Here is a 23,631-nt window from a genome sequence, read left to right on the forward strand (position 1 = left end):
CTCCACGCCACCCCGACAAATGTGCTTCAAGTTACCACGCAGAGCGTCTGGTTGAGCCGGGATTCCGGCTGCGCCCGGTCAGCGCGCGGAGTCGTTCGCGCGGGCGCCGGAAGCCTCCGGCACCGACGCGGACCCCAGCAGCAGCGCGGCGAACACGAGGGGCGCGACCGCCTGGTACCCCATCCACACCTCGCCGCCGGCGTCGCCTCCCCGCCACGCCATCAGCAGGCCGGTCAGCGCCGTCAGCGTCCAGCCGCTGTCGTAAGCGATCATGAGCAGCGTGTAGGTGCGCAGCCGGCGCCGGCGCACGTACCTCATCTCGACCCCGCCCGCGGCGAGCAGCACCACACCGGACGTGATCATCAACCAGGCGGGCACGCCGAGCAGATCGCCCAGCCGGGTCGCGCCGATGAGTAAGGCCGCGCCGAGCAGGACCTTCACGGCTCCGTCGGCGACGATCCCCACCACCCGGTAGGTAGCTGCCGGCGTGGTGGCCTGGGTCTGGGCCTGGGTCACGAGCGTTCCCTTCGCTGCCTGTCCTGAGCTCGGTCGCGTAACTCGATTACTAGGATAATGAAATTATGAGAATGACGAGAGCGGAAACGAAGGAACGGAACCGCCGCGCTCTGCTGGAAGCCGCCTTCGAGGTCGTCTCCCGGGACGGGCACCGCGCCCGGCTCGACGAGATCGCCGAACTGGCCGGTCTGACAACGGGCGCCGTCTACTCCCTGTTCGGCAGCAAGAACGGCCTGGTGGTCGCACTGGTCACGGACCACCTGCGGCCGCACTACGAGGAGATCGAACGGGCTGTTCCCGCTGGGCTCGACCTGCTGGAAGCGGTCGACGCCTTCGCCCGCCACTACCGGCGCTCCTGTGACGCCTCCGGCGCGTCGTCCGGCCTGTCGCTGCAGATCACCCTGCTGGACATGGCCCTGCACGACCCGGAGCTGGCGACCCGGCTCGCCGAGTCCGTCCGGACACAGGAGAGCCATCTGGCGGAGCTGTTCGCCGGCAGGCCCCACGGGAACGGCATCGTGACGCCGCATCAGGCGCGCCGTCTGGCCCTCGGCCTCAGGGCGCTGTTCGTCGGCCTCACCCAGGGCGTCACTCTCGGCCTCGCCCCCGGCGCCGACGAACAGTACTTCGCCGACGCCGCCCGCGCGCTGGCATCCGGTATGGCGTGAGCTCCTCCGGCCGGAAGGGAGCCTTCGCGCCGGACGGCCGGCGCCGGGCGCCGTCGTCCCACGGCGCCGTCGCCCTGGGCTGCGTCCCGGCCAGGGCCGTCGTCACCGCGTGACCGGGAACGCCGGCCACCTGTGAGCCGGTGCGCGTGCCGCGGGGCAGGGCGGGCTGCCGCCGCGATCGGCGGGGGCCCGGCCGTGCGGCAGGGCGGGCTGCCGCCGCGTTCCGTGGGGCTAAGCCGCGCGGCCCCGCGTCGCGTGGGCGCCCGGGGCGGGCTCCTGCGCGTCGTCGAACGGCCAGGTTTCGTCTTCCCCGAAGTCGGGGGCCTGGAAGGGGTTGGTCGCCGGAGGCGGCGATGCCGCCGCGGAGCGGCTGGGTTGCCCTTCCGGGGCGGAGAACAGCGACGTCATGTCGATGGGAGGACTCTCTTTCGTTGCAGGTCCCGCGAGGGACCTGGGTGTGCCTGACCGGGCACAGCGGTCCTACAGCTTGGTCATCTTGGCGTACGGGCTCAGGATCCGCATCTGCGACGAGCCGAAATCCACGAGCGCAGCGACCCCGTCCTCGACGCCGACCACGCGGCCGAGGCCGTACATGTCGTGCGTGACCTGGTCCCCCACTGCGAAGTGCTTGGGAGCCGGTGCGACGGGGGCCTTGAACGGGCTGGTGGGGAGATGGCGCTTCGGCGCGGCAGGCTTTGTCATGGCTCAGTATGCGCCTTTGCGTGCCCCGTTCGCTGTGGCCGTCGGCACAGATCCACAAGACCGCAACCGCTTCACGTCGCTGACCAGCGAATCCCTTGATCGGCTGGAGCGAAACCGGAGCAGAATCCGGGCTCTGCCAGACAGCGCCCGCCGACCGGGGTCGGACGACGGGCCGTCCGGTCCCACGGCCGGGAACCAACGGCCCAAGGCCGCGCGGGTCCCACCGGTCCATGCTGGCATTGACGTGGCGATCAGCCGAGGGAAGTGATCGGCGTGATGTGGTACGGCGACGGATGGGGCTGGGCCGGCCGGTTCCTCATGACGGTGTCGACGCTGCTGGTCTGGGCCGTGCTGATCGCGGGGCTCGTCGCCCTGGTGCGTCACCTCACGGCTGCGCGCCACCAGCGGCCGGGGCCGCCTCCACCGTCCGGCGACGGCGGCGGCGGGTGGCAGACGCCAGGAGCCGGGAACTCGCCGGCCGAGCGGTTCGCGCGCGGGGAGATCGAGGAGGACGAGTACGGAACGTCGGCCCGCGCCGCTTCCGGAGCGACGGCGAGTCCACGTCCCCGCCGAGGGGTCTGGCCGGCGATCGCCGTCTCCGCCGCGGCTCTGGTGCTGGGCCTCGCCTCGACGGGCCTGATGGCCGCGTCCGGAGCCTTCCACCGGCCGGCACCGGCGTCCTGGCGGGCACAGAGCGCGCGATGCGGCGCACCGGCCGCGAGAGGCAGTGCGGTCGACGTGACCGTGTGGGACGCGGGGCGCATGATGAGGGGCCCGAACCGGCTCGCCCCCGACGGCACCCGCCCCGGCCCGCGGGGCACGGGCATGATGCGCCTGGTGACCCACCCCACGACCGTGCCGGCCGGGAGGACGACGGTGCGGGTGGTCAACGCGGGCACCGTCACGCACGAGGTGGTCGTGTTGCCGCTGGCGCCGGGCCGGGCGGCGGGGGAACGTGCCGTCGGCTCCGACGGCCAGGTGTCGGAGGCGGGCAGCCGGGGCGAGGCGTCGCGCACCTGCGGCAGCGGCGCCGGAGAAGGCATCGCCCCGGGTGCGGCGGCCTGGACCACGGTGACGCTGCGGCCGGGCCGCTACGAGCTGGTGTGCAACATCCCGGGACACTACGCGGCCGGAATGCACGCGGAACTGGACGTCACCGGGTGAGCGGAGGCCGTTTCGGCCGGGGAGGCAGGCCTCCGGGCCGGTGAGGGCCGGGAGACAGGCTTCCGGGCCGGTGAGGGCTGCCGGGGCCTCCCAGCGGCTTCACGGACCGCCTGCGGCCTCACCGACCATCTGCGGCCTCAGCGACCATCTGCGGCACGACCATCTGCGGCCTCACAGCCACCCGGCCTCACGGACCGCCCGCAGCTCACCGGCCACCCGCGGCCTCACCGACCACCCGCAGCCTCATCGACCACCCGCGGCCTCACCGGCCCAGCCCTGCCCGGGCGCGGCTCCACGCTCCGTCGGCGAGCAGCCGCAGGCCGTTGAGGCCGACGATCACCGTGGAGCCCTCGTGCCCGGCGACGCCCAGCGGCAGCGGCAGCCGGCCTGCCAGGTCCCAGACGACCAGGCCGGTGATGAACACGGCGGCGATCACCAGGTTCTGCACGACCAGGCGGCGGGCACGGCGGGAGAGCCCGATCAGGGTGGGGATGGTGGCGAGCTCGTCGCGCACGACGACCGCGTCGGCGGTCTCCAGGGCGAGGTCCGACCCGGCCCGCCCCATGGCCACGCCGGTGTGGGCGGCCGCCAGCGCGGGGGCGTCGTTGACACCGTCCCCGACCACCAGCACCTTCCGGCCGGCCCGCTCCAGCTCCTTGACCGCAGTGACCTTGTCCTGCGGAAGCAGACCGGCGCGCACGTCCGCGATCCCGACCTCGTCGGCGAGACGCGCCGCAGCGCGCGGGTTGTCCCCGGTCACCAGCACCGGCGCCGTGCCGGTCAGACGCGCCAGCGCGGCGGTGGCGGCCGCCGCCTCCTCGCGGAGCCGGTCGGCGATGCCCAGTACACCCACCGGGGTGCCGTCGGCCACGACCAGGACCGCGGTGCGGCCGTCCTCCTCGAGAGCGGTGGCGACGGCGACCGCCCGGTGCGGGCCGGCCGTCAGCAGCCGGGCGGGGCTGCCGACCGCGACCGTACGGCCGGCCACGGTCGCGCTGACGCCCGTACCGGGGGCGGACGTGAAGTCCTCCGCCAGGGGAATGTCCAGGTCGCGGGCGCGGGCTGCGTCCACGACGGCGCGGGCCAGCGGATGTTCGCTGGGGTGCTCGACGGCCGCCGCCAGTCGCAGGAGTTCCCCCTCGCCGAGGCCGGACCCCGGCAGTGGGCGGACGTCCGTCACCTTCGGGATGCCCTCGGTCAGGGTGCCGGTCTTGTCCAGCGCCACCGCGTCCACCTGGCCGAGCCGTTCCATGACCACGGCCGACTTCACCAGCACGCCGTGGCGTCCGGCGTTGGCGATCGCCGACAGCAGCGGCGGCATGGTGGCGAGCACGACGGCGCACGGGGAGGCGACGATCATGAAGGTCATCGCCCGCAGCAGTGTGGGCTGCAGCGCGGCGCCGAACAGCAGCGGCAGGGTGAAGAGGGCGACCGTGGCCGCGACCATGCCGAGCGAGTAGCGCTGCTCGACCTTCTCGATGAACAGCTGCGTCGGGGCCTTGGTCTCGGAGGCCTCCTCGACCATGCTCACGATCCGGGCGATCACCGAGTCGGACGGGTCACGCTCGACCTTCACCCGCAGGGCGCCGGTGCCGTTCAGGGTGCCGGCGAACACTTCGTCCCCGGCCTCCTTGACCACGGGCAGCGGTTCACCCGTGATGGTGGCCTGGTCGACCTCACCGGCTCCGTCCAGGACCCGGCCGTCGGCGCCGATCCGCTCGCCGGGGCGCACGAGGATCGTGTCGCCGGCGCGCAGCTCCCCGGTGGGCACACTCTCCTCGCCACCGTCGTCGCTCAGCCGGGTGGCGGTGGTGGGGGCCAGGTCGAGCAGGCCGCGCACCGAGTCCGCGGTGCGGGCGGTGGCGATCGCCTCCAGTGCGCCTGAGGTGGCGAAGATGACGATCAGCAGCGCACCGTCCAGCACCTGTCCGATCGCCGCCGCCCCGAGCGCGGCGACGACCATGAGCAGGTCCACGTCGAGGGTCCTGTCCCTCAGCGCCCGCAGGCCCGCCCAGCCGGGCTCCCAGCCTCCGGCGACGTAGACCGCCGCGAACAGCGGCCCCCACGACCACGCGGGCGCACCGCCCAGGTACAGCGGCAGCGCGACCAGGAACAGCACCAGGGCGGACGCCGCCCACCGGGCCTCGGGCAGCGCGAAGATCCGCGTGCGCCGCCGGGGCGCGACCTCCTCGCGGGCGGCGCCGGTCCCGGCCGGGCGGGTGAGGGTGGAAGACATGGGGACGGGGTCCTTCGCACGAGTTCGGACGCGCGGACGCGACGGGTCGGTCCCACCACCGTAACAGGAACGAATGAAGAGTCATTCATGTGTTCATGTGAGGTGCCGTAGCATGGGCGCATGGGTCATGGAGCCGCACCGCCGACCGGAGGCGTCCCGCGCGGACGCCTGGACGCTGCCAGTGCCGCCAAGGTCGCCACCACCCTCCAGGCGCTGGCCACCCCCTCCCGGCTGCTCATCCTCGCGCGGCTGCGCGAAGGCCCCCTGCCGGCGACCGAACTGGCCGCGGAGGTCGAGATGGAGCAGTCCGCCTGCTCCCACCAGCTGCGCCTGCTCCGCAACCTCGGCCTGGTCGTCGGCACCCGCAAAGGCCGGTCGGTGGTGTACTCCCTCTACGACAACCACGTCGCCGAACTCCTCGACCAGGCCCTCTACCACGTCGAACACCTCCGCCTCGGCCTGAGCGACATCCCCGCGGCCACGGGCGAGCGGGAGACGGAACCTCTGACCGGCCCTCGTTCCTGACGGGGACGGCACCAGGCCCGGTGCCGGCGATCACTCCGCGGATCGGACGGTCGTGGCGGCGATGTCACCGTGGCTAACGGATCACGGGCCGAGCCGGGGCTGGGCCGGGGGGAGGGCCGGCCAGTGCCCCAATCGTGTTGACCGCCCCCGGCAGGCAGTGCTGGAGTCGGCACGTGGACAGCATCCCCGCCAACCGGCGGCTCTGGAACCGGATCAGCGGCGCCTACCAGCACGAGCACGACCCGCGAATCGGCGCCGCGCCCCGGCTGTGGGGCATGTACTCCATCCCCGACGCCCACCTGCGCGCCCTGGGCGACGTCACCGGCAAGCGCGTCCTCGAACTCGGCTGCGGCGCGGGCCAGTGGTCCAGGGCGCTCGCCGCCGAGGGCGCCACCGTGGTCGGGCTCGACCTGTCCGAAGCCCAACTCGCCGCGGCGACCCGCGCGATGGGGGCGGCCCGCTACCCGCTGGTGCAAGGCGCCGCCGAACGCCTCCCCTTCGCCGCCGACAGCTTCGACCTGGTGTTCTGCGACTTCGGTGGGCTCAGCTGGGCGCCCCCGCACCTGGCCGTCCCGCAGGCCGCGCGCATCCTGCGCAGCGGTGGGCGCCTGGTGTTCAACGTCGCCAGCCCGTGGTTCGAAGCCTGCTACGACGAAGCCGCCGGCCGCGTGACCACGACGCTGCGGCAGGACTACTTCGGGCTGGACACCATCGCCGAAGGCGACGGCGCGACCAGCTATCAGCTCACCTACGGCGACTGGGTCAAGGTCCTGCGCGGCGCGGGTCTCGTCATCGACGACCTCATCGAGCCGCGGCCCGAACCCGCAACACCCAACGGCTACAACGAAACCGACCCGCCCGACTGGGCACACCGCTGGCCGGCGGAACTGCTCTGGGTAACCCACAAGCCGTGAGTCCCGCCGCACCGGGACGCGACGGCGTCCCCTCACCGGACAGGCCGTGAGGGCACCGCGGGACCCGGGGGCCTGAGGGCCCAGCAAGTGCCCAGACCGTGAAAATGCCCCTGAGCCGCGCCGTCCGCGCAGCTCAGGGGCATGTTCGCAGGGGTTACTTCTTCTTGCCCTGGTTCTTGACCGCCTCGATGGCCGCTACCGCTGCCTCCGGGTCGAGGTACTTGCCGCCGGGGGTGACCGGGTGGAAGTCGGCGTCGAGTTCGTAGTAGAGGGGGATGCCGGTCGGGATGTTCAGGCCCGCGATGTCGGCGTCCGAGATGCCGTCCAGGTGCTTGACCAGGGCGCGCAGGGAGTTGCCGTGGGCGGCGACGAGGACCGTGCGGCCGGTCAGGAGGTCGGGGACGATGTCGTCGAACCAGTACGGCAGCATCCGGTGGACCACGTCCTTCAGGCACTCCGTCCTCGGGCGCAGTTCCGGCGGCAGCGTGGCGTAGCGCGCGTCGTTGAACTGGGAGAACTCGGAGTCGTCCGGGAGCGGGGGCGGCGGGGTGTCGTAGGAGCGGCGCCAGAGCATGAACTGCTCCTCGCCGAACTCGGCCAGCGTCGCCGCCTTGTCCTTGCCCTGCAGCGCGCCGTAGTGGCGCTCGTTCAGGCGCCAGCTCCGGTGGACCGGGATCCAGTGGCGGTCCGCAGCCTCGAGGGCGAGCTGGGCCGTGCGGATCGCGCGCTTCTGGAGGGACGTGTGGACCACGTCGGGGAGAAGGTCGGCGTCCTTCAGGAGCTCGCCACCGCGGACTGCCTCCTTCTCGCCCTTCTCGTTCAGGTTGACGTCCACCCAGCCGGTGAACAGGTTCTTCGCGTTCCACTCGCTCTCGCCGTGGCGGAGGAGGATCAGCTTGTACGGTGCGTCGGCCATGCCTCAGAGCGTAATCCACGTGTTCGGCCCGCCGCCCGGCCCGCCCGAGGGACGGACGGTCCGCGGGGGACCAGCAGGTCAGGCAGGGGTTCACCACCGCCGCCGCCGTTTAATCGGGTAGCCGCCGCCCACCCTGAGCCGGTAAGTTGCGCATACCTGTTGAGCCGCTTACATCTCCGTACCCGTGGGGGGTCCCGTCCGTGTCTGCCGCGTCCGTCGCGTCCGTCGCCCGTCTCAGACGTGCCGCCCGGGAGACCGTCTCCGGGCTGCCCCGCGAGTTCTGGTGGCTGTGGACGAGCACCCTGGTCAACCGGCTCGGCGCGTTCGTCGCCACCTTCATGGCCCTGTACCTCACGCTCGACCGCGGCTACTCGGCCTCGTACGCCGGTCTCGTCGCCTCGCTGCACGGGCTGGGCGGGGTCGTCTCCTCGCTCGGCGGCGGGGTGATGGCCGACCGGCTCGGCAGGCGGCCCACGCTGCTGATCGCCCAGACCGCCACCGCCGTGTGCGTCGCGGTGCTCGGGTTCATGCAGGACCCGGTCGCCATCGCCGGCGTCGCCTTCCTCGTGGGCATGGCCTCGAACGCCTCGCGGCCCGCCGTGCAGGCGATGATGGCCGACATCGTGCGGCCGGAGGACCGGGTGCGGGCGTTCTCGCTGAACTACTGGGCGATCAACCTCGGCTTCGCCGTCTCCTCGATGGCGGCCGGGTTCATCGCCGAGTTCAGCTATCTCGCCGGGTTCCTGATCGAGGCCGGGATGACCCTGGCGTGTGCGGTGGTCGTCTTCCTCAAGCTGCCCGAGTCGCGGCCCGTGGCCGCGGCCAGGCGGGCGGACGGCGACGTGGGCCTCGGCACGGTGCTGCGCGACGGGCGGTACATGGCCGTCGTCGGGCTGTCCTTCCTCGTCGCCCTCGTCTTCCAGCAGGGGTCCGTCGGACTGCCGGTGGCCATGGGCCGGGCCGGGTTCACAGCCGCCGACTACGGCTTCGCGGTCGCCGTCAACGGCGTCCTGATCGTCGCGCTGCAGATCCCCGTCACCCGCTTCATCGAGCACCGCGATCCGCGCACGCTCCTCGTCGTCTCCTCCGTGCTCGCCGGGTACGGCTTCGGGCTGACCGCCTTCGCCGGGTCGGTCGGGGTCTTCGCGCTCACCGTGTGCGTGTGGACGCTCGCCGAGATCGTCAACGCCCCGACCCAGACCGGGCTCGTGGTACGGCTGTCGCCGGTGCACGGGCGCGGGCGGTACCAGGGGGTGTACACACTGTCGTGGTCCCTGGCCGCGCTGGTGGCGCCGCTGATGTCCGGCGCGGTCATCGACCGGTACGGGGCCCAGTGGCTGTGGGCCATGTGCGCCGTCGTGGGCACCGTGGCCGGGATCGGGTACGGAGTGCTGATGCGGCGGCTGCCCGCCGAGCGGCGGCCGGCGGAGAACGCACCGGCCAACACGGACGCGGACGCGGGGGCCGAGCTCAGCAAGGCCTGAGCGCGGGCCCGCCGAAAGGGCGAGCCCCCTGCCCGCGGTGCTCCGCGAGCGGGGGGCTCGTCGCCGTGGGCGCCGGGCGGACCGGCGCGCGCGGTCAGAAGGAGGCGTAGACGCCGACCTGGTGGAACTGGGCTGCGGTGCCCTGGAGCTGCCCGACGGCGCCCTGGACGGTGTCCGTGACGGTGTCGAGCTGGGACAGCAGGTCCGCGCTGTTGACCGCGGCGGGACCGGCGACGATGCCGGCCTGCGGGTTCAGGCCGCCGGAGACGCCGTCCAGCTCGGCGTCGGAGATCTCGGAGGTCAGGACCTGGGGAGCGGAGGTCATGTCGGTACGCCCTTCATCGGAGGTGCCACAAGGGGGAAGCGGCCCGCTGGGGACAGAGGCGCGGCCGCGGCCGCGGGCTGATGGCATCCGTTTCCGGACGCCCTGGCTCGAACCCGGCGGCGCGATGGATCAAACCACGGGGCGTGGCCGCCATCCACTCGACCGGCTTGCGGGACGGGGCGGTTGGGGAGGGCGGCTCCTCATTCGTGACGGCGCGGCCATCGGTTCGGGCCCGCTTCTCCACATGTGATCCGGCGCGGACGGGCCGTCGCTCTTGCCAGGTCCGCCCCGATCCGGACAACTGCACACCAATCGCGCTCGTGCGCGCGAGCTTGCGCATGGGCTGTGCAGATTCGGTCGCCGCCGCCGATCACCGGTGCATACGGGCGCCCTTGAGCACCTTGTCCACCCCGTTCCGCGGCCCGTACACGGCGAGTCCGACGAGGTCCAGATCGGCGGTGCCCACCGCCCGCACGGCGGCGCGGTTGTCGCGGTCGTTGCCGGTGGCGAACAGGTCGGAGGTGAAAACGGACCGGGGCAGACCGCGGGACAGGGCCCGGGCGTGGGCCGCGGTGAGCGTCTCCTTCGTGCCCTCGAAGACCAGCACCGGCTGGCGGAACATCGGCAGGTAGGCGACGTCGTCGGCGTCCTCGTACGGCTCGCCGATCACCTCGGGGACCTGGCTGCCCAGTCCGCTGACCAGGAACGCCGTCACGTTCAGGCGCTGCCAGGGCGCCAGGTCCTCGCGGAGCAGTACGGCGATCTTGGTGTCGAAGCGGACGGGGGCTGCGGCCGGCTCGGCCTGCGGTTCGGTGTTCATGGAGTGAGACTGCCGACCGCGGCGCGCCGCCGTCTTGTACGTTTTTTGCGTGGCCGCCGACCAGTCCGACGTCTCCGCCTGGCGCCCGCGGGTCCCGGGTGTCGTGGAGGTCTTCCACGCCCACTTCACCGAGTACGCGTACCCGATGCACGTCCACGACGCCTGGACGCTCCTGATCGTCGACGACGGCGCGGTGCGCTACGACCTCGACCGGCACGAGCACGGCACCCCGCACGACACCGTCTCGCTGCTGCCGCCGCACGTGCCGCACAACGGCTCCCCCGCCACCCCGCACGGTTTCCGCAAACGGGTGCTGTACCTCGACGGCAGCCACCTCGGCGACGAGCTGATCGGCCCGGCCGTGGACGGCCCCGATCTGCGGGATCCCGCGCTGCGGCGGCGGGTCGGGCAGTTGCACTCCGCCCTGGGCCGGCCCGGCGACGAGCTGGAGGCGGAGAGCCGGCTGGCCCTGGTCGGCGAGCGGCTGCGGGCGCACCTGCGGCGGCGGGCGGACGGCGAGGGCCGCTCCGGCCGCGGACCCGGGCTCGCCCGGTCGCTGCGCGAGCTGCTCGACGAGCACGTCACCGAGGGGCTGGTGCTCGCCGACGCGGCACGGCTGCTGCACGCCCACCCCGCCCACCTGGTGCGGGCGTTCAGCGGCGCCTACGGCATCCCGCCGCACCAGTACCTGATGTCCCGGCGGGTCGGCCGGGCCCGGCGGCTGCTGCTGGACGGGCTGCCGCCGGGCGAGGTCGCGGTGGCGACCGGGTTCTGCGACCAGGCGCACCTCACCCGGCACTTCAAGAGGCTGGTGGGCGTGCCGCCGGGGCGTTACCGGCTCAGCGCCGGGCCGCGCCGGGTCACTTGACGTCGACGTAGTCGCCGGTGGCCGTGGCGCCGCCGGTCGTGGACGTCTCGCTGAAGGTCCAGCGCCAGTAGCCGTCGGAGGCCGCGGTGACCGTGGTCCTCAGGTAGCCGGCGGAGTCGGCCTGCACGATCTTGACGGTGGAGTAGGCGCTGGTGCCCGCCTTGCGGAACTGGAGCTTGGCCGACTTGCCGCCGAAGCCGGTGTAGGCGTGCTTCACCCAGTCCGCGCGGGTGAGCCGGCCGGTCACGGTGAGCCTCTTGCCCTTGACGACGGGCTCGGGCGAGGCGTTGACGGTGGCCTTCCCGGCCCGCTTGACGGCCACCGGGGCGAAGCCGGTCAGGTACTCCTCGCTCTTCAGCTTGTCGTTCGAGTCCCAGACGCGCACCCAGACGGCCGTCTTCCAGGTCGTCGCGTCGTTGTTGGAGTCGAGCCGCCAGCGGGGATCGATGTACAGCTTCCCCTCGCAGTCGGCGGCCCGCGGGCCGGACGGGTTGCAGGTGACGAGACCCGTGTAGAGGCCGCCTGAGTCGGCGCCCTTGGCGGCCGTGGTGTCGTGGTACAGGTACGGGAACGGGGTCACGTCGTCGGCGCTGACACCGGACGGCAGGGACATGTGGAAGGTGAAGCCGGGCTCCACCTCGGCGGTGGTGCCGACGATGACGGGCTTGCCCTTGCTGACGACCAGGTTCGACACCGTGACGCCCGTGCCCGCCGCCGCCGCGGACGGAGCGGCGTACGCCCCCAGGGCGAGTGCTCCCGCGAGCGCGACCGCGGAGCCGGATCTGCCTGCGCGCATGCACAACCTCTTGCTGGTGAGAGAACGTTGAGGACCCGGTAAGGATTCGGGTCGCTGCAGGCTAACAGCAGGCGTCCGCACACCGGTTCCGGGCCTGGGAACCCCGGTTGCGGGGACGGGACTTCGGCGGTTCCGGCGGGCGGGCTCCGGTCCGGGTCGTCAGTCGGCCGGGCGCTCGATCAGATGGCTGAACGCGTCCAGGTTCCGGGTCGACTCGCCGCGCGAGACCCGCCAGGCGTACTCCTTGCGGATCGCGGAGGCGAAGCCCAGCTCCAGCAGGGTGTTGAAGGCGCCGTCGGCGGCTTCGAGGACCTGGCCGAGGAGGCGGTCGGTCTCCTCGGGCGTGACGGCGGCCAGCGGGAGGCGGGCGGTGACGTAGATGTCGCCGAGCCGGTCCACGGCGTAACTCACGCCGAACAGCTTGAGGTTGCGCTCCAGCAGCCAGCGGTGGACACCCGCCTCGTTCTCGTCCGGATGCCGGATGACGAAGGCGTTGAGGGACAGGGTGTGGCGTCCGACGATGAGGCTGAGCGTGGTGGAGAGCTTGCGGGTGCCGGGGAGCTTGACGACGTACGTCCCGGGCTCGGGGCTCTCCCACTCCAGCTCGGCGTCCTTCAGGACGTCCTCGACGACCTGCGCGGTCTTCTCGACATCACCCATGCTGGGAGCGTACGCGACGACGGTGCGACTGGGCCGCGGCCGTGTAGACGTCGGCGGTCGCGGCCGCCGCGGTGTCCCAGCCGAAGCCCAGCGCGTGCCGGGCGGCGGCCGCGCCCATGCTGTCCGCCAGCGAGGGCTCGTCGGCGAATCGGGCCAGCACGCGCGCGTACTCGGCCGGACGGTGGCCCTTGACGAGGTAGCCGGTGACGCCGTCGCGCACGGCCACCGGCAGACCGCCGACCGAGGCGGCGAGCACCGGGGTCCCGGCCGCCTGCGCCTCTATGGCGACCAGCCCGAAGGACTCGCTGTAGGAGGGCATCACCAGGAGCGAGGCGGCCCGGAACCAGTCCGCGAGCTGCTCCTGGCCGACCGGCGGGCGGAACCGCACGACGTCGGCGATGCCGAGGCGCGCGGCGAGCTTCTGCAGGCCCTCGGGCTTGGCGAGCCCGCTGCCGCTGGGGCCGCCGACGACCGGCACGACGATCCGGGAGCGCAGCTCGGGGCGCTCGTCCAGCAGGGCGGCGACCGCCCTGAGCAGCACGTCCGGCGCCTTCAGTGGCTGTATGCGGCCCGCGAAGAGGGGGATCAGGGCGTCCTGCGGAAGACCGAGGCGGGCACGGGCGGCGGCGCGGCCGTCGCCGGGGCGGAAGCGGTCGAGGTTCACGCCGGGGTGGACGACGGCGACCTTGGCGGGGTCGGCCGCGTAGTGCCGGGCGAGTTCGCCGGCCTCCTCGGCGGTGTTGGCGATGAGGCGGTCGGCGGCGGCGACGACTTGCGTCTCGCCGATGACGCGGGCGGCGGGCTCGGGGGTGTCGCCGTCGGCCAGGCTGGCGTTCTTGACCTTGGCCATGGTGTGCATGGCGTGCACCAGCGGCACGCCCCAGCGCTGGGCTGCGAGCCAGCCGACATGGCCGGAGAGCCAGTAGTGGGAGTGGACGAGGTCGTAGTGGCCCGGGCGGTGGCCGGCCCACGCCTGCATCACGCCGTGCGTGAAGGCGCAGAGCTGGGCGGGCAGGTCCTCCTTGGCCAGGCCCTCGTAGGGACCGGCGTCGACGTGCCGGACGAGTACACCGGGGGCGAGCTCGACGCGGGGCGGGAGGCCGCCCTCGGTGGCCCGGGTGAAGATCTCGACCTCGATGTTGATCGCGGCGAGCCGCTGGGCCAGCTCCACGATGTAGACGTTCATGCCGCCGGCGTCACCGGTTCCGGGCTGGTGGAGCGGCGAGGTGTGCACGGAGAGCATGGCGACGCGGCGGGGTCTGCGGTGCAGCCTGAGCCGCGGGGGTGCCGCCGGTGAACGACGCCCGAGCCTGCCGGCGTACTGGCTCACGTGGCGTTCCTCCTAGGTCCGGGCATGCCTGCCGGAGGACCGACCGCGCCCTCCAGGGAGTGCAACAGCCGACGAGTACCCGCCATTTCCCGATCACGCGCCTTTACCGAATCATGACCTGTCCTCGCTCAACCGTTCGACGGAGCGACATATGGCCGCGGGTGCGCGGTGCGCGGGCGGGGACGGGTGCGCGGCCCGGCGGGCGGTGAGCGGGCCGAGCGGGGAGCCGGGTGGTGCGGGAGGCCGCTTACTCTCGTAGGCATGACTGCCCGCGCCGTGCCCGTCCCCCACGCTCGGCTTCGCCCGAGTGCGCGCACGCCCGTCGTGGGCAATGTGACGCGCGGGACCACGAACCCCAACCGGCTGCGCCGCATGGACCGCTGGATCGCCGCCACGCACGGCGCCGCGCTGCGCCGCGCGGCCGACCCGGTGGCCGTCGACCTCGGGTACGGGGCCGCGCCCTGGACCGCCGTGGAACTGCTCGGCCGGCTGCGCACCGTCGCGCCCCGCGCGCGCGTGGTCGGGGTCGAGATCGAGCCGGAGCGGGTGGCGGCCGCCAGGCCCTACGAGCGGGACGGGCTGGTCTTCCGGCACGGCGGCTTCGAGGTCCCGGTGGCCGGGCGCCCGGTGCTGGTGCGGGCCGCCAACGTGCTGCGGCAGTACGACGAGGAGCAGGTGGCCGCCGTGTGGCAGCGGCTGTGCGCGCGGCTCGCGCCGGCGGACGACGGTTCGCGCGGCGGACTGCTGGTGGAGGGGACCTGCGACGAGATCGGGCGGCGGCACGTCTGGGTGGCGCTGGGCCCGGAGGGGCCGCGGACGGTGACCTTCGCCACCCGGCTCGGTTCGCTCCAGCGGCCCTCCGACCTCGCCGAGCGGCTGCCGAAGGCGCTGATCCACCGGAACGTCCCCGGTGAGCCGGTGCACGCCTTCCTGCGCGACTTCGACCGTGCCTGGGCCGCCGCCGCGCCCTACGCCTCCTACGGCGCCCGCCAGCGCTGGATCCGCGCGGTGCGGGACCTCACCGCCGACTGGCCCGTGACCGACTCCGCCGCCCGCTGGCGGCAGGGGGAAGTGACCGTCGCCTGGAGCGCGTTGGCGCCAAGCGCGCACTGACGGACCGGGCCGGCCCGGCCCGGTCGACCGGCCCGCCGGCCGGCCGGCGGGAACGATCCCGGTGCGTCGTTCGTCACATCGGCCAGAAGATCGTCGTGCGCGAGCCCGGCCAGGGGAAACGCGCGGAGGGGGCGGTGAGCCGCCAGAGCGCGCGCGAGGGCGTGGCGGCGGAGCGCGGACGGGCGCGCCGGGCGGAAGAGGCGGACGGAAACCCGACTTCCGGTGACCTCTGTCGTTTTGCGCGCCGCCGTGGCACCATCCCTCAGACGACCACAAGTTACTGACGGTTAATCAGCTTGGGGGACTGTATGGGTACGGGCAAGCGCGGCCTGCTCACCGCCGCCGTGACCGTGGCCTGCGCGGTGACCGTGCTGGCGGTGCCCGGCACCGCGTTCGCCGCTCCGACGCCCACGCCGGGCGCGAGCGCGACACCGGGCGCGACACCCGGCGCGACCCCGAGCCCGGCGCCCCCGCCCAACAAGGACCTGGAGAAGGTCCGCGCCCGACTGGACCGGCTCTACCACGACGCGGCCGTGGCCACCGACGCCTACAACGCGGCGGAGGAGAAGACCGAGAAGCAGTCCGCCCGCATCGAAGTGCTGACCCAGAAGATCACCGAGGGCCAGGAGAAGCTCGAGCGACTCAAGGACCAGGCCGGCGCCTCGGCCCGGGCCCAGTACCGCACCGGCGGACTGCCGCCCACGGCGCAGTTCCTGCTCAGCGACGACCCGCAGCGTGTCATCGACGGCGCCGGCACGGTGCTCAACGGCCAGCGGGCCGCCAACAAGCTGATCGGCGAAATGACCCGCACCCAGCGGGACTTGCGCGACTACGCCGACGACGCCTCCGCCCAGTGGAGGAAGCTCGAGGTCAACCGCAAGGCCAAGGCCGCCGCGAAGAAGCGGATCAAGCGGCAGATCTCCGAGGCCGAGCGGCTCGAGGACCGGCTGGAGAAGAAGGAGAAGGAGCGGCTCGCCCAGCTCGAGGCGCAGGCCGCCCACAAGGCGCAGACGGAGTGGCTGGACACCGGCGTCCTGGACGACGTCAAGGGCAAGGCGTCCGAGCAGGGCCGCAAGGCGGTCGAGTTCGCCACCGCCCAGCTCGGCAAGCCGTACGTGTGGGGCGCCGAGGGACCGGACTCCTATGACTGCTCGGGCCTGACCTCCCAGGCCTGGGCCGACGCCGGCCGGCCCATCCCGCGCACCTCGCAGGAGCAGTGGAAGCAGCTCGAACACGTCGACGTCGAGGACATGCGCCCCGGCGACCTCATCATCTACTTCCCCGACGCCAGCCATGTCGCGATGTACGCCGGCGACGGGCAGATCATCCACGCCCCGCGGCCGGGGCGGACGGTGACGGTCGCCGGCGCGGGCACGATGCCGATCCTGGGCGTCGTACGGCCGGACGCGTGACCCAGCTCATGTGACGGCCCCCACGTCCGATGCCCCGCGCCCGCCCGCACGCCCCGCCGGACCCCGCCGCGCCCCGGCCGTGTGACCCACCGCACGGCCAACCCCTGCACAAACCGGGGCGATACGTGAGCTTCGTCATCCCCGCCACTCGTGCCCACTGTCCAACTGCGTTGCGAATCGCGGCATATGACGGCGGTCCGCGCGCGAGCGACGCGGCTCACACCATTCCGCCGGGGCGGGCGGTACCGCTATGGTCACCCGACGGTGGGTCGAGGTCCCTCGCCCCGCCCGCCCTCGGGGGGAGGGAAGGAAACCAGACGATGCCCGTACCCGTACCGCGGCAGAGAGCGATCCCGGCCGTGGAGAGTGGTCAGGCGCCGGCCGTCGTCCAAGGCGGCCCCCTCAAGGAAGAGGCTCACCGCAACGCCACGGCCGGCGCGACGAGCGCCACTCTCACCCTGCTGCTGATCGAGGACGATCCGGCAGGCCTGCCGATCGTGCCCGACGTGCTGGACTCCTCCGGCAAGCCGGTCCGTGTCCGCACCGCCCGCAACCTCACCGAGGCCGAGCGGCTGCTCACCGACGACGTCCACTGCATCCTGCTGGACCTCGCCCTGCCCGCGCCCGGCCGCGCGCAGGGCGAGGACGCCGACGAGCTGGCCGTGCTCCGGCACGTGCTCCAGCTCGCGCCCCGGCACGCCGTGCTCGCGCTGACCGCGTCCGGCGACGCCGAGCGCGGCGCCGAGGCCGTGCGCGTGGGCGCCCAGGACTACCTGTTCCGCGACGAGCTGGACGGCCGGCTGCTCAGCCGCGCCATCCGCTACGCGGTGGAGCGCAAGCGCTCCGACACCGCCGAGCGGCGGCTCGCCGAGGGCAAGCTGCGCGCGCAGGAGAACCGCCGGCTGGAGCGGGGCCTGCTGCCCACGCCCCTGCTGGAGGGCTCCTCGCTGCGCTTCGCCGCCCGCTACCGGCCGGGCCGCTCCCGCGCCCTGCTCGGCGGCGACTTCTACGACGCCGTGCGCACCCCCGACGGCACGGTGCACGCCATGATCGGCGACGTCTGCGGCCACGGCCCGGACGAGGCCGCGCTCGGCGTGGAGCTGCGCATCGCCTGGCGCGCGCTGACGCTCGCCGGGCTGTGCGGGGACGAGCTGCTGGGCACGCTCCAGGAGGTGCTGGAGCACGAGCGCGCGGACGAGGAGATCTTCGCGACGCTGTGCACGGTGGACATCGCGCCCGACGGCCGCCGGGCGGGCCTGTGCCTGGCCGGTCATCCGTCGCCGCTGATCGCCCGCCCCGGCCGCGCCCCGAAGCTGCTGCCGTACGAGAACAACGGCCCCGCCCTCGGCCTGCTGCCCGGCGCCCGCTGGCCCCGGATGCAGGTGGAGCTGGGCGCCGAGTGGAGCCTGATGCTCTACACCGACGGCCTGATCGAGGGCCGCGTCGGCACGGACGGGGAGCGGCTCGGCCAGGACGGCATGGTGGACATGATCCGCCGCCAGCTCGCCGAGGGGCTGCGCGGCGAGGATCTGCTGCGGGCCGCCGTGAGCGAGGTCCGCGACCTCAACGGCGGCGAGCTGACCGACGACGTGGCGGTGGTCCTGCTGGACCGCACCTCCTGAGCGCCCGGACGCCGGGCGTTCAGCGGCCGCCGTTGTACGGCCCGTAGGGGCCGTCGCTGCTGCTTCCGCCGCGGCGGCGGCCCCAGCCGCTGCCGCCGGAGACCTGCTTGAGCGCGGGGCGCACGTCGACGATGTAGACGATGCTCGCGATCACACCCGCGATCGGCAGGATGGACAGGAGCGAGAACAGGTAGCTGACCACGAGCGCGATGCCGAGGATGATCAGCCAGAAGACCTTGTTCTGCTTGTCGGCCGCGCGGAAGGCGTCCTCGCGCCGGAAGGCGGCGTCGAACAGCCCGAACGCGGCGAGGGCCATCATGACGATCTTCAAGATCCCCATGAGTCCCGCGAAGCCCAACATCAGCATGCTGCCCACCGCCCGTTGTCTCCCGATCCGTACGCGGTCACCGTACCCGGAGAACGGTCCGGGCACCCCGAGGGTGCCCGGACCGTTCAGATCCTTCCCGACGTGCTCACTTGGCCGGCGGGGTCGGCTTCTTCCCGGTCGGCGTCACCTTGCGCGGCGCCGGGGTCTTCTTCGCGGCGGAGTCCTTGGCCGCGGCCTCCTTGACGATGGACTCCTTCACCGTGGGCTTGTGCACCTCGGCGGGCTCGGTCCTGACCGGGGCCGGCTTCGGCTCCATGCGGATCTCGCCGGGCTCGGGCTTGCCCTCGACGGCGATGGCCAGGTCCTCGATCTCCTCGGCGGCCTCACCGCGCCAGTTCCGCACGGTCTGCTCACCGTGCTCGGCGACCTTCTCGTAGGCCTCGCGGGCCTTGACCGCGTACTCGGCGGCGACGCCGACCCCGCGCAGCGCGAGGTCCTGGGCGTTCTCGCCGAGCTTCTTCAGGTCGACGTCGAGGGTGCCGATGAACTCGTTCACCTTGGTCTGCAGGGTGGTCTGGGCCTGCTTGGCCCGGCTGGCGGCCCTCTCCTGCACGGCCTTCGGGTCGGTGTTGCGCACCGCCTCGATACGGGCCGGCGCCTCGGCGCGCAGCTGCTCGACCAGGGCGGGCACCTTCTTGGCCTGCTGGAACGCGAGGTCGGCGGTGCCGGCGGCGAAGTAGAGCGGCTTCGGGTCGCTGAGGGTCTTGCGCAGGTCGTCGGTGATGGCCATGGTGATGGTCCTCCCGGATTCGCGTTCGGCTGAGGTTGAGTGTCCGCGGTCTGGGCGGCCGGGCCCTGGTCCGGCTATCCGGCCGTCCGCCGCGGACCGGCATCACTTCCGCCGGCCGTGCGGGTGCCGCGTACGGCGGTGTCGCCCGGGACGTCGGTGCCTTCGGTCCGCTCCGTCGCCTCCCCGTCCTCCGCCGCCGGCTCGCCGACCCCGAATCCGTTCTCCTTGCGGAACGACTCGTAGATCTGGAGCAGCACCTGCTTCTGCCGCTCGTTGAGCGAGGGATCGGCGAGGATGACGGCGCGCGTCTCCACCTCGTCCCGGTCCCGTTCGGCGTCGAGGATGCCGGCGCGGACGTACAGCGTCTCGGCGGAGATGCGCAGCGCCTTGGCGACCTGCTGCAGCACCTCCGCGCTGGGCTTGCGCAGCCCGCGCTCGATCTGGCTCAGGTACGGATTGGACACCCCGGCGGCGTCGGCGAGCTGCCGCAGCGAGAGCTGGGCGTTGCGCCGCTGCTCGCGCAGGTACTCACCGAGATTGCCGACGTTGAGCGATGCCATGCCTCCACCTTGCACCACTACCGCTAACAATTGCAAGCATCCGCTTGCAGGAGTGCGCCCCGCCACCCGCGGACTTCACCCGCTCGCCCCAGCGCCCGCCCCGCGAGCCCCCTGTCCGGAGCGCGGCCCCGGCGGAAACTCAGTGGCCGCCCGCTCCCGCCGACCGGGAGACTGCCGCCGTGACGCTTCACGACGACGAGATCGCGGTCGACGAGGGGCTCGTCCGCTCGCTGCTGCGCGCCCAGCGCCCGGAGTGGGCCGGCCTGCCGCTCTCCCCCGCCGGCGCCGGCTCGGACAACACCATGTACCGGCTGGGCGAGGACCTGCTCGTACGGCTGCCGCGGACCGCCGGCGGCCGGGCCGTCCGCAAGGAGCAGCAGTGGCTCCCCCGCCTGGCGCCCCTCCTCTCCTGCCCGGTGCCCGAGCCCGTGCACGCCGGGACGCCCACCGAGGACTATCCCGCCGCCTGGTCGGTGCACCGCTGGATCGACGGTGACGAGGCCGGCCCGGACACCGTCCGGGACTGGGCCGCGTTCGGCGCCGACCTGGCGGCGGTGGTCCGGGAACTGCACGGCATCGGTCTCATGGGCGCGACCCGCACGGGGGACCTCAGCTGGTACCGCGGCGGCACCCTGCGCTCCTGCGACGAGTGGGTCGGCGCGGCCCTCACGGACTGCCGGGCCACCGTCGGCCCCGGTCTGGACGTGGACGCCCTGGAACGGCTGTGGCGGGCCGCGCTCGCCCTGCCCGACCCCTGCGGACCCCACGTATGGCTGCACGGCGACCTCAAGCCGAGCAACCTCCTGGTCCGGGACGGCAGGCTGCACGCGGTCATCGACTTCGGTGCGCTCTCGGTCGGCTTCCCCGACGCCGAGCACGCGCCCGTGTGGGACCTGCCGCCGCGGGCGCGGCAGGCCTACCGGAACGCGCTCGACCTGGACGACACGACCTGGGCGCGCGCCCGCGCCTGGGCGATCGCGGTGGGGGTCAGCGGCATCTCCTACTACTGGCACACCTGGCCCGCGTTCGTCGCCGAGTGCCGGGCCCGGCTGGAGGCGATCCTCAGCGACGCCGCCGGCCGTCGACCGGCCGGTCCGGCCGGCGCAGCCACTCCGCCACGGCCGTGAAGTCGGCGCCGGTGAGGCCGTACCTGTGGTCGACCCGGTGCAGGAGGGCGGGCGCGGGATGGTGGGCGGCGACCCAACCACGGTCGGTCCCGGTCAGCTCGTCGTCGATCCAGACGAAGGGACGGCCCGCCGCCCAGGCGACCAGCGGGCGGGTCTTCCAGTGCAGCCGGCCCGGCGGCTCGTCCTGGTCCGGCCAGCACACCACCGGCAGCGCGGGCAGTCCCAGCCAGGGCGCGAGACAGTCGTTGGCGTCGTCCATCCAGGTCGTCGCCCACACCAGTTCGCAGCCCAGGCGGCTGAGCCGGGCGCCGAGCTCAGGGTCGACACGGCTCAGCAGCGGGTGCGCGTGCGCCCCCGGTGGCCCGGAGAGGCCCCGGTCGTAGCGCGCATAGGTCCGGTCCGCCGCCCCGAACGGGATGAGCGGCCCGTCGACGTCGAGGAAGAGCAGCATCACCGTCCAGAGTGCCCCCTCCGCCCGCCCCCCGAAAGGGCGCCCGGCAGAACGGCGGCCGGGCGTGCACGACGTCCGGCCCTGTTCGACGGGCCATGGTCCCCTCAGGCCAGCGCGCGGGCCAGATAGGGGTTCACGATCGGGCGGCGGACCGGCAGGCCGAGGGAGGCGGTCGCGGCGGCCAGCGTCATGGCGTACGAGTCGACGGCGCGGCGGACGTTGGGGGCGTCCAGGCTCGCACCGGTCACCAGGCGGTCCAGGTCCACGTAGGCCGAGCGGACGATCTCGATCCAGCGGTAGACGCGCCAGTCCTTCAGCCAGTCGACGGTGTGCCCGGGTGCCAGCAGCTTCTGCCAGCGCCGGAACATGCGGTCCCGGATCTCCGGGCGGGTCGGGGTGAGGTGCATGTGCCTGACCAGGTCGTAGAGCGGGTCGCCGACCACCGCCATCTCCCAGTCGATGATCGTCAGCGCCACCTGGTCCGTGCGGCGCACGAGGTTCCAGGGGTTCAGGTCGCCGTGCAGCAGGGCGGGCTGCCGGCGGCTCACGGTGTGCCGGGCCAGGATCTGGCGGAGCCGGGGGCCGTCGGGCAGACCGAACAGCCGCGCCAGCTGCTGGGACTCCTTGGGCAGCTCCTCCACCAGCAGGACGAGCTGCTCGCTCAGCCAGCCGTAGAAGTGCCCCTCGCCGGCCGCCGGGTCGAGCCCCTCGTAGCCCACCCGCGTCAGGGCGTGGAGCTGGTCCACCAGCCGGTCCGCCTCGTGCGGCAGCAGACCGTGCACCGGGTGGTCGGGGGGGTGCTCACCGTCCCGCGGTCCCTCGTAGGTGTGGATGGCGAACTGCTCCCCCTGGTAACTGGTCCCCAGCGCCAGCAGCTTCGGGGCCGCCACGCCCACGCGTGCGAGTTCGATGGCCCGGAGCACGGCGTGCTCGCTCAGGAAGCCGCGCTCCCTGCGGCAGACGTTGGCCACCTTGCGCCGGACCACGACGGGGAAGCCGACGTCGGGGACCCGGACCACCGAGTTGAGGTGGCCGGTGCCCTTGAAGACCCGGCTGGCGGGCGTGGCTCCCTCCGCGAGGAGGGCCTGGCGCACCGCGGAGTGCGGGAAGTCGGGGCGCTCGGGGACACGCTGGTCCTGGTGCCAGTACCTGATCTCGGCGGACAGGCCGCGGCCGCCGTTCCTCGCGGCACGCCAGCGGAAGAGGATGCGCTCGATCTCGCGCACGTCCGGGAGATTGCTCAGGCGGAGCGGGTCCGCCGCCGCTTCCAGGGCGCGCCGCACCGCCGAGGTCGCGTCGTCCAGGCTCTTCTGGTCGGGCGACCCGTGCAGGGAGTCGGCCGCCCGCATCACGTCCGGGTAGACCGACTGCGCCCGCTCGAAGGCGATGTAGTGCCGCAGGTCCTTGGCGAGTCCGTTGACGGCCGCCGGACGGATCAGGCGCATGGCGTCCGCCCAGGCGTCGATCACCTCGTTCCACTGGTGCCGCGGGTACCGCATGCGGACCAGGTGGGTGGCCAGGTCGTGCAGCGGATCGCCGTAGGTCGCCAGCTCGAAGTCGACGCAGATCAGCGGCGGGTCACCGTCGTACGACATGATCAGGTTGTCGCGGTGCAGATCGGCGTGGAGCAGGCTGTAGGGCCGCCGGGCCATGGCCGGCACCCGCTCGGCGAACCGGGTCAGGGCGTCCTCGGGGATGCCGAGCGAGGCGAACAGTCCGCCGAAGCCCGGCCAGTTCGCCCGCCTGATCTGGTGGTCCGCCAGGTGGGCGAGGGTCTGCAGGAAGCCCTGGCTGTCCTTGTCGTTGCGGGGCCAGGCGGCCGGCAGGGGCGGCAGCGCCTCCCTGCGCACCTGGGCCATCTGCGCGAGCAGCCCGGCCAGGGCCCTGACCAGCAGGGCGTCGACCGGCTTGCCGTCCTCGCACACGCTGGACAGCGGCACGCCCTCGACATAGCTGTGGATCGCGTACCCGTCGCCCTTGGCCAGGCACTGCGGGACGTGCGGCAGGATGCCCTTGACCGCGTCCAGGATCGCGGACTCGTCCTGCCACGTCCTGATCACGACCGGCAGCACGTCACGCCGGCGCACCCGCACCGTGACGGAGGTCCCGGTGTCACGTCCCAGCAGGTGCCGCACGTCCTCGGTGACCGGCAGCACGTAGTTCTGGTTGTGGTGCCCCCTGCTCGCCACGCCCCGTTCGGCGGCTGTGCGTACGAATGCGCTGACGGCGCCGGGCCAGGTGCCTTCCCCGGGGTGCCGACGGGGAAGAGAGGGTGCGCCCACTGGCCGCTCCGGATGATTCGCG

The 23,631-nt window shown here is 73.2% G+C and carries 24 protein-coding genes; 10 read left to right on the forward strand and 14 right to left on the reverse strand.

Translation table 11 applies throughout. The annotated features are described in order from the left end of the window. Nucleotides 1-78: 78 nt before the first annotated feature. Entirely contained in the window at nucleotides 79-516 is a 438-nt protein-coding gene (locus ACFQ9Z_RS29315; RefSeq protein ID WP_383025422.1) for a hypothetical protein, read from the reverse strand. A 71-nt stretch (nucleotides 517-587) separates the two neighbouring features. Between ACFQ9Z_RS29315 and ACFQ9Z_RS29320 the strand changes: the two genes are divergently transcribed. Further along, a complete protein-coding gene (locus tag ACFQ9Z_RS29320) occupies nucleotides 588-1,184 on the forward strand; it encodes a TetR/AcrR family transcriptional regulator (RefSeq protein WP_383025426.1) in 597 nt (198 codons plus the stop codon). A 480-nt stretch (nucleotides 1,185-1,664) separates the two neighbouring features. Here ACFQ9Z_RS29320 and ACFQ9Z_RS29325 read toward each other — a convergent pair whose 3' ends face one another. Next, nucleotides 1,665-1,886 carry a hypothetical protein gene (locus tag ACFQ9Z_RS29325; RefSeq protein WP_383025429.1) on the reverse strand — a complete coding sequence of 74 codons (222 nt, stop codon included), beginning with the start codon at nucleotides 1,884-1,886 and terminating at the stop codon, nucleotides 1,665-1,667. Between the two features lie 264 nt (nucleotides 1,887-2,150). On the opposite strand from ACFQ9Z_RS29325, the gene ACFQ9Z_RS29330 reads away from it, so the two are divergent. Beyond that, nucleotides 2,151-3,050 carry a sulfocyanin-like copper-binding protein gene (locus ACFQ9Z_RS29330; protein ID WP_383025432.1) on the forward strand — a complete coding sequence of 300 codons (900 nt, stop codon included), beginning with the start codon at nucleotides 2,151-2,153 and terminating at the stop codon, nucleotides 3,048-3,050. Nucleotides 3,051-3,312: 262 nt separating this feature from the next. On the opposite strand, the gene ACFQ9Z_RS29335 is transcribed toward ACFQ9Z_RS29330, so the two are convergent. Continuing rightward, on the reverse strand, nucleotides 3,313-5,286 hold the full coding sequence (locus ACFQ9Z_RS29335) for a heavy metal translocating P-type ATPase (RefSeq protein ID WP_383025435.1): 1,974 nt from the start codon (nucleotides 5,284-5,286) through the stop codon (nucleotides 3,313-3,315). A gap of 120 nt (nucleotides 5,287-5,406) precedes the next feature. Here ACFQ9Z_RS29335 and ACFQ9Z_RS29340 point away from each other — a divergent pair, with 120 nt between their 5' ends. Both ACFQ9Z_RS29340 and ACFQ9Z_RS29345 read left to right on the forward strand, forming a co-directional pair. Further along, nucleotides 5,407-5,811 (forward strand): ArsR/SmtB family transcription factor, encoded by a 405-nt coding sequence (locus tag ACFQ9Z_RS29340; protein ID WP_383025439.1) that lies wholly within the window; start codon nucleotides 5,407-5,409, stop codon nucleotides 5,809-5,811. Between the two features lie 173 nt (nucleotides 5,812-5,984). Beyond that, a complete protein-coding gene (locus ACFQ9Z_RS29345) occupies nucleotides 5,985-6,725 on the forward strand; it encodes a class I SAM-dependent methyltransferase (protein WP_383025442.1) in 741 nt (246 codons plus the stop codon). 154 nt (nucleotides 6,726-6,879) lie between these two features. Here ACFQ9Z_RS29345 and ACFQ9Z_RS29350 read toward each other — a convergent pair whose 3' ends face one another. Further along, nucleotides 6,880-7,641, reverse strand: a complete 762-nt coding sequence (locus tag ACFQ9Z_RS29350) for a phosphoglyceromutase (protein ID WP_383025445.1) — start codon at nucleotides 7,639-7,641, stop codon at nucleotides 6,880-6,882. Between the two features lie 200 nt (nucleotides 7,642-7,841). Between ACFQ9Z_RS29350 and ACFQ9Z_RS29355 the strand changes: the two genes are divergently transcribed. After that, nucleotides 7,842-9,125: an MDR family MFS transporter gene (locus ACFQ9Z_RS29355; protein WP_383025449.1), complete on the forward strand. Its 1,284-nt coding sequence runs from the start codon at nucleotides 7,842-7,844 to the stop codon at nucleotides 9,123-9,125. Nucleotides 9,126-9,219: 94 nt separating this feature from the next. Here ACFQ9Z_RS29355 and ACFQ9Z_RS29360 read toward each other — a convergent pair whose 3' ends face one another. Continuing rightward, the gene (locus ACFQ9Z_RS29360; RefSeq protein WP_383025452.1) at nucleotides 9,220-9,450 is read right to left on the reverse strand and encodes a hypothetical protein; all 231 of its coding nucleotides are present in this window, start codon (nucleotides 9,448-9,450) and stop codon (nucleotides 9,220-9,222) included. A 370-nt stretch (nucleotides 9,451-9,820) separates the two neighbouring features. Then, nucleotides 9,821-10,270 (reverse strand): DUF2000 family protein, encoded by a 450-nt coding sequence (locus ACFQ9Z_RS29365; RefSeq protein WP_383025455.1) that lies wholly within the window; start codon nucleotides 10,268-10,270, stop codon nucleotides 9,821-9,823. A gap of 49 nt (nucleotides 10,271-10,319) precedes the next feature. Between ACFQ9Z_RS29365 and ACFQ9Z_RS29370 the strand changes: the two genes are divergently transcribed. Next, nucleotides 10,320-11,138: an AraC family transcriptional regulator gene (locus ACFQ9Z_RS29370; protein WP_383025458.1), complete on the forward strand. Its 819-nt coding sequence runs from the start codon at nucleotides 10,320-10,322 to the stop codon at nucleotides 11,136-11,138. On the opposite strand, the gene ACFQ9Z_RS29375 is transcribed toward ACFQ9Z_RS29370, so the two are convergent. From ACFQ9Z_RS29375 to mshA, 3 genes are all read right to left on the reverse strand, one after another. Then, nucleotides 11,131-11,934 (reverse strand): hypothetical protein, encoded by an 804-nt coding sequence (locus ACFQ9Z_RS29375; RefSeq protein ID WP_383025462.1) that lies wholly within the window; start codon nucleotides 11,932-11,934, stop codon nucleotides 11,131-11,133. The two genes, ACFQ9Z_RS29370 and ACFQ9Z_RS29375, sit on opposite strands and share 8 nt — an antisense overlap. 159 nt (nucleotides 11,935-12,093) lie before the next feature. After that, on the reverse strand, nucleotides 12,094-12,594 hold the full coding sequence (locus ACFQ9Z_RS29380) for a YbjN domain-containing protein (protein ID WP_383025465.1): 501 nt from the start codon (nucleotides 12,592-12,594) through the stop codon (nucleotides 12,094-12,096). Further along, on the reverse strand, nucleotides 12,587-13,924 hold the full coding sequence (gene mshA, locus ACFQ9Z_RS29385) for a D-inositol-3-phosphate glycosyltransferase (protein ID WP_383025469.1): 1,338 nt from the start codon (nucleotides 13,922-13,924) through the stop codon (nucleotides 12,587-12,589). Before mshA ends, ACFQ9Z_RS29380 begins: the two co-directional genes overlap by 8 nt. Before the next feature lie 372 nt (nucleotides 13,925-14,296). Between mshA and ACFQ9Z_RS29390 the strand changes: the two genes are divergently transcribed. The 3 genes from ACFQ9Z_RS29390 (at nucleotide 14,297) to ACFQ9Z_RS29400 (ending at nucleotide 18,071) form a co-directional block, all read left to right on the forward strand. Next, nucleotides 14,297-15,037, forward strand: coding sequence for a class I SAM-dependent methyltransferase (locus ACFQ9Z_RS29390; protein ID WP_383025687.1), 741 nt, complete (start codon nucleotides 14,297-14,299; stop codon nucleotides 15,035-15,037). Nucleotides 15,038-15,345: 308 nt separating this feature from the next. Beyond that, on the forward strand, nucleotides 15,346-16,449 hold the full coding sequence (locus ACFQ9Z_RS29395; protein ID WP_383025472.1) for an NlpC/P60 family protein: 1,104 nt from the start codon (nucleotides 15,346-15,348) through the stop codon (nucleotides 16,447-16,449). 320 nt (nucleotides 16,450-16,769) lie between these two features. Further along, complete coding sequence (locus tag ACFQ9Z_RS29400) at nucleotides 16,770-18,071, forward strand: PP2C family protein-serine/threonine phosphatase (protein WP_383025475.1); 1,302 nt, start codon at nucleotides 16,770-16,772, stop codon at nucleotides 18,069-18,071. Between the two features lie 19 nt (nucleotides 18,072-18,090). Here ACFQ9Z_RS29400 and ACFQ9Z_RS29405 read toward each other — a convergent pair whose 3' ends face one another. The 3 genes from ACFQ9Z_RS29405 to ACFQ9Z_RS29415 form a co-directional block, all read right to left on the reverse strand. Next, a complete protein-coding gene (locus ACFQ9Z_RS29405; protein ID WP_383025478.1) occupies nucleotides 18,091-18,438 on the reverse strand; it encodes a DUF2516 family protein in 348 nt (115 codons plus the stop codon). Between the two features lie 106 nt (nucleotides 18,439-18,544). Further along, nucleotides 18,545-19,189, reverse strand: coding sequence for a hypothetical protein (locus tag ACFQ9Z_RS29410; protein ID WP_383025481.1), 645 nt, complete (start codon nucleotides 19,187-19,189; stop codon nucleotides 18,545-18,547). Between the two features lie 74 nt (nucleotides 19,190-19,263). After that, the gene (locus ACFQ9Z_RS29415; RefSeq protein WP_383025485.1) at nucleotides 19,264-19,749 is read right to left on the reverse strand and encodes a helix-turn-helix domain-containing protein; all 486 of its coding nucleotides are present in this window, start codon (nucleotides 19,747-19,749) and stop codon (nucleotides 19,264-19,266) included. Nucleotides 19,750-19,928: 179 nt separating this feature from the next. On the opposite strand from ACFQ9Z_RS29415, the gene ACFQ9Z_RS29420 reads away from it, so the two are divergent. After that, nucleotides 19,929-20,876: an aminoglycoside phosphotransferase family protein gene (locus ACFQ9Z_RS29420; protein WP_383025488.1), complete on the forward strand. Its 948-nt coding sequence runs from the start codon at nucleotides 19,929-19,931 to the stop codon at nucleotides 20,874-20,876. Here ACFQ9Z_RS29420 and ACFQ9Z_RS29425 read toward each other — a convergent pair. Both ACFQ9Z_RS29425 and ACFQ9Z_RS29430 read right to left on the reverse strand, forming a co-directional pair. After that, nucleotides 20,812-21,327, reverse strand: a complete 516-nt coding sequence (locus tag ACFQ9Z_RS29425) for an HAD domain-containing protein (RefSeq protein ID WP_383025492.1) — start codon at nucleotides 21,325-21,327, stop codon at nucleotides 20,812-20,814. The genes ACFQ9Z_RS29420 and ACFQ9Z_RS29425 overlap by 65 nt on opposite strands. A 104-nt stretch (nucleotides 21,328-21,431) precedes the next feature. Then, nucleotides 21,432-23,609 carry a phosphotransferase gene (locus tag ACFQ9Z_RS29430; protein ID WP_383025496.1) on the reverse strand — a complete coding sequence of 726 codons (2,178 nt, stop codon included), beginning with the start codon at nucleotides 23,607-23,609 and terminating at the stop codon, nucleotides 21,432-21,434. Between the last annotated feature and the right edge of the window lie 22 nt (nucleotides 23,610-23,631).

Source organism: Streptomyces sp. NPDC056580 (assembly GCF_042793175.1).
GTDB lineage: Bacteria > Actinomycetota > Actinomycetes > Streptomycetales > Streptomycetaceae > Streptomyces.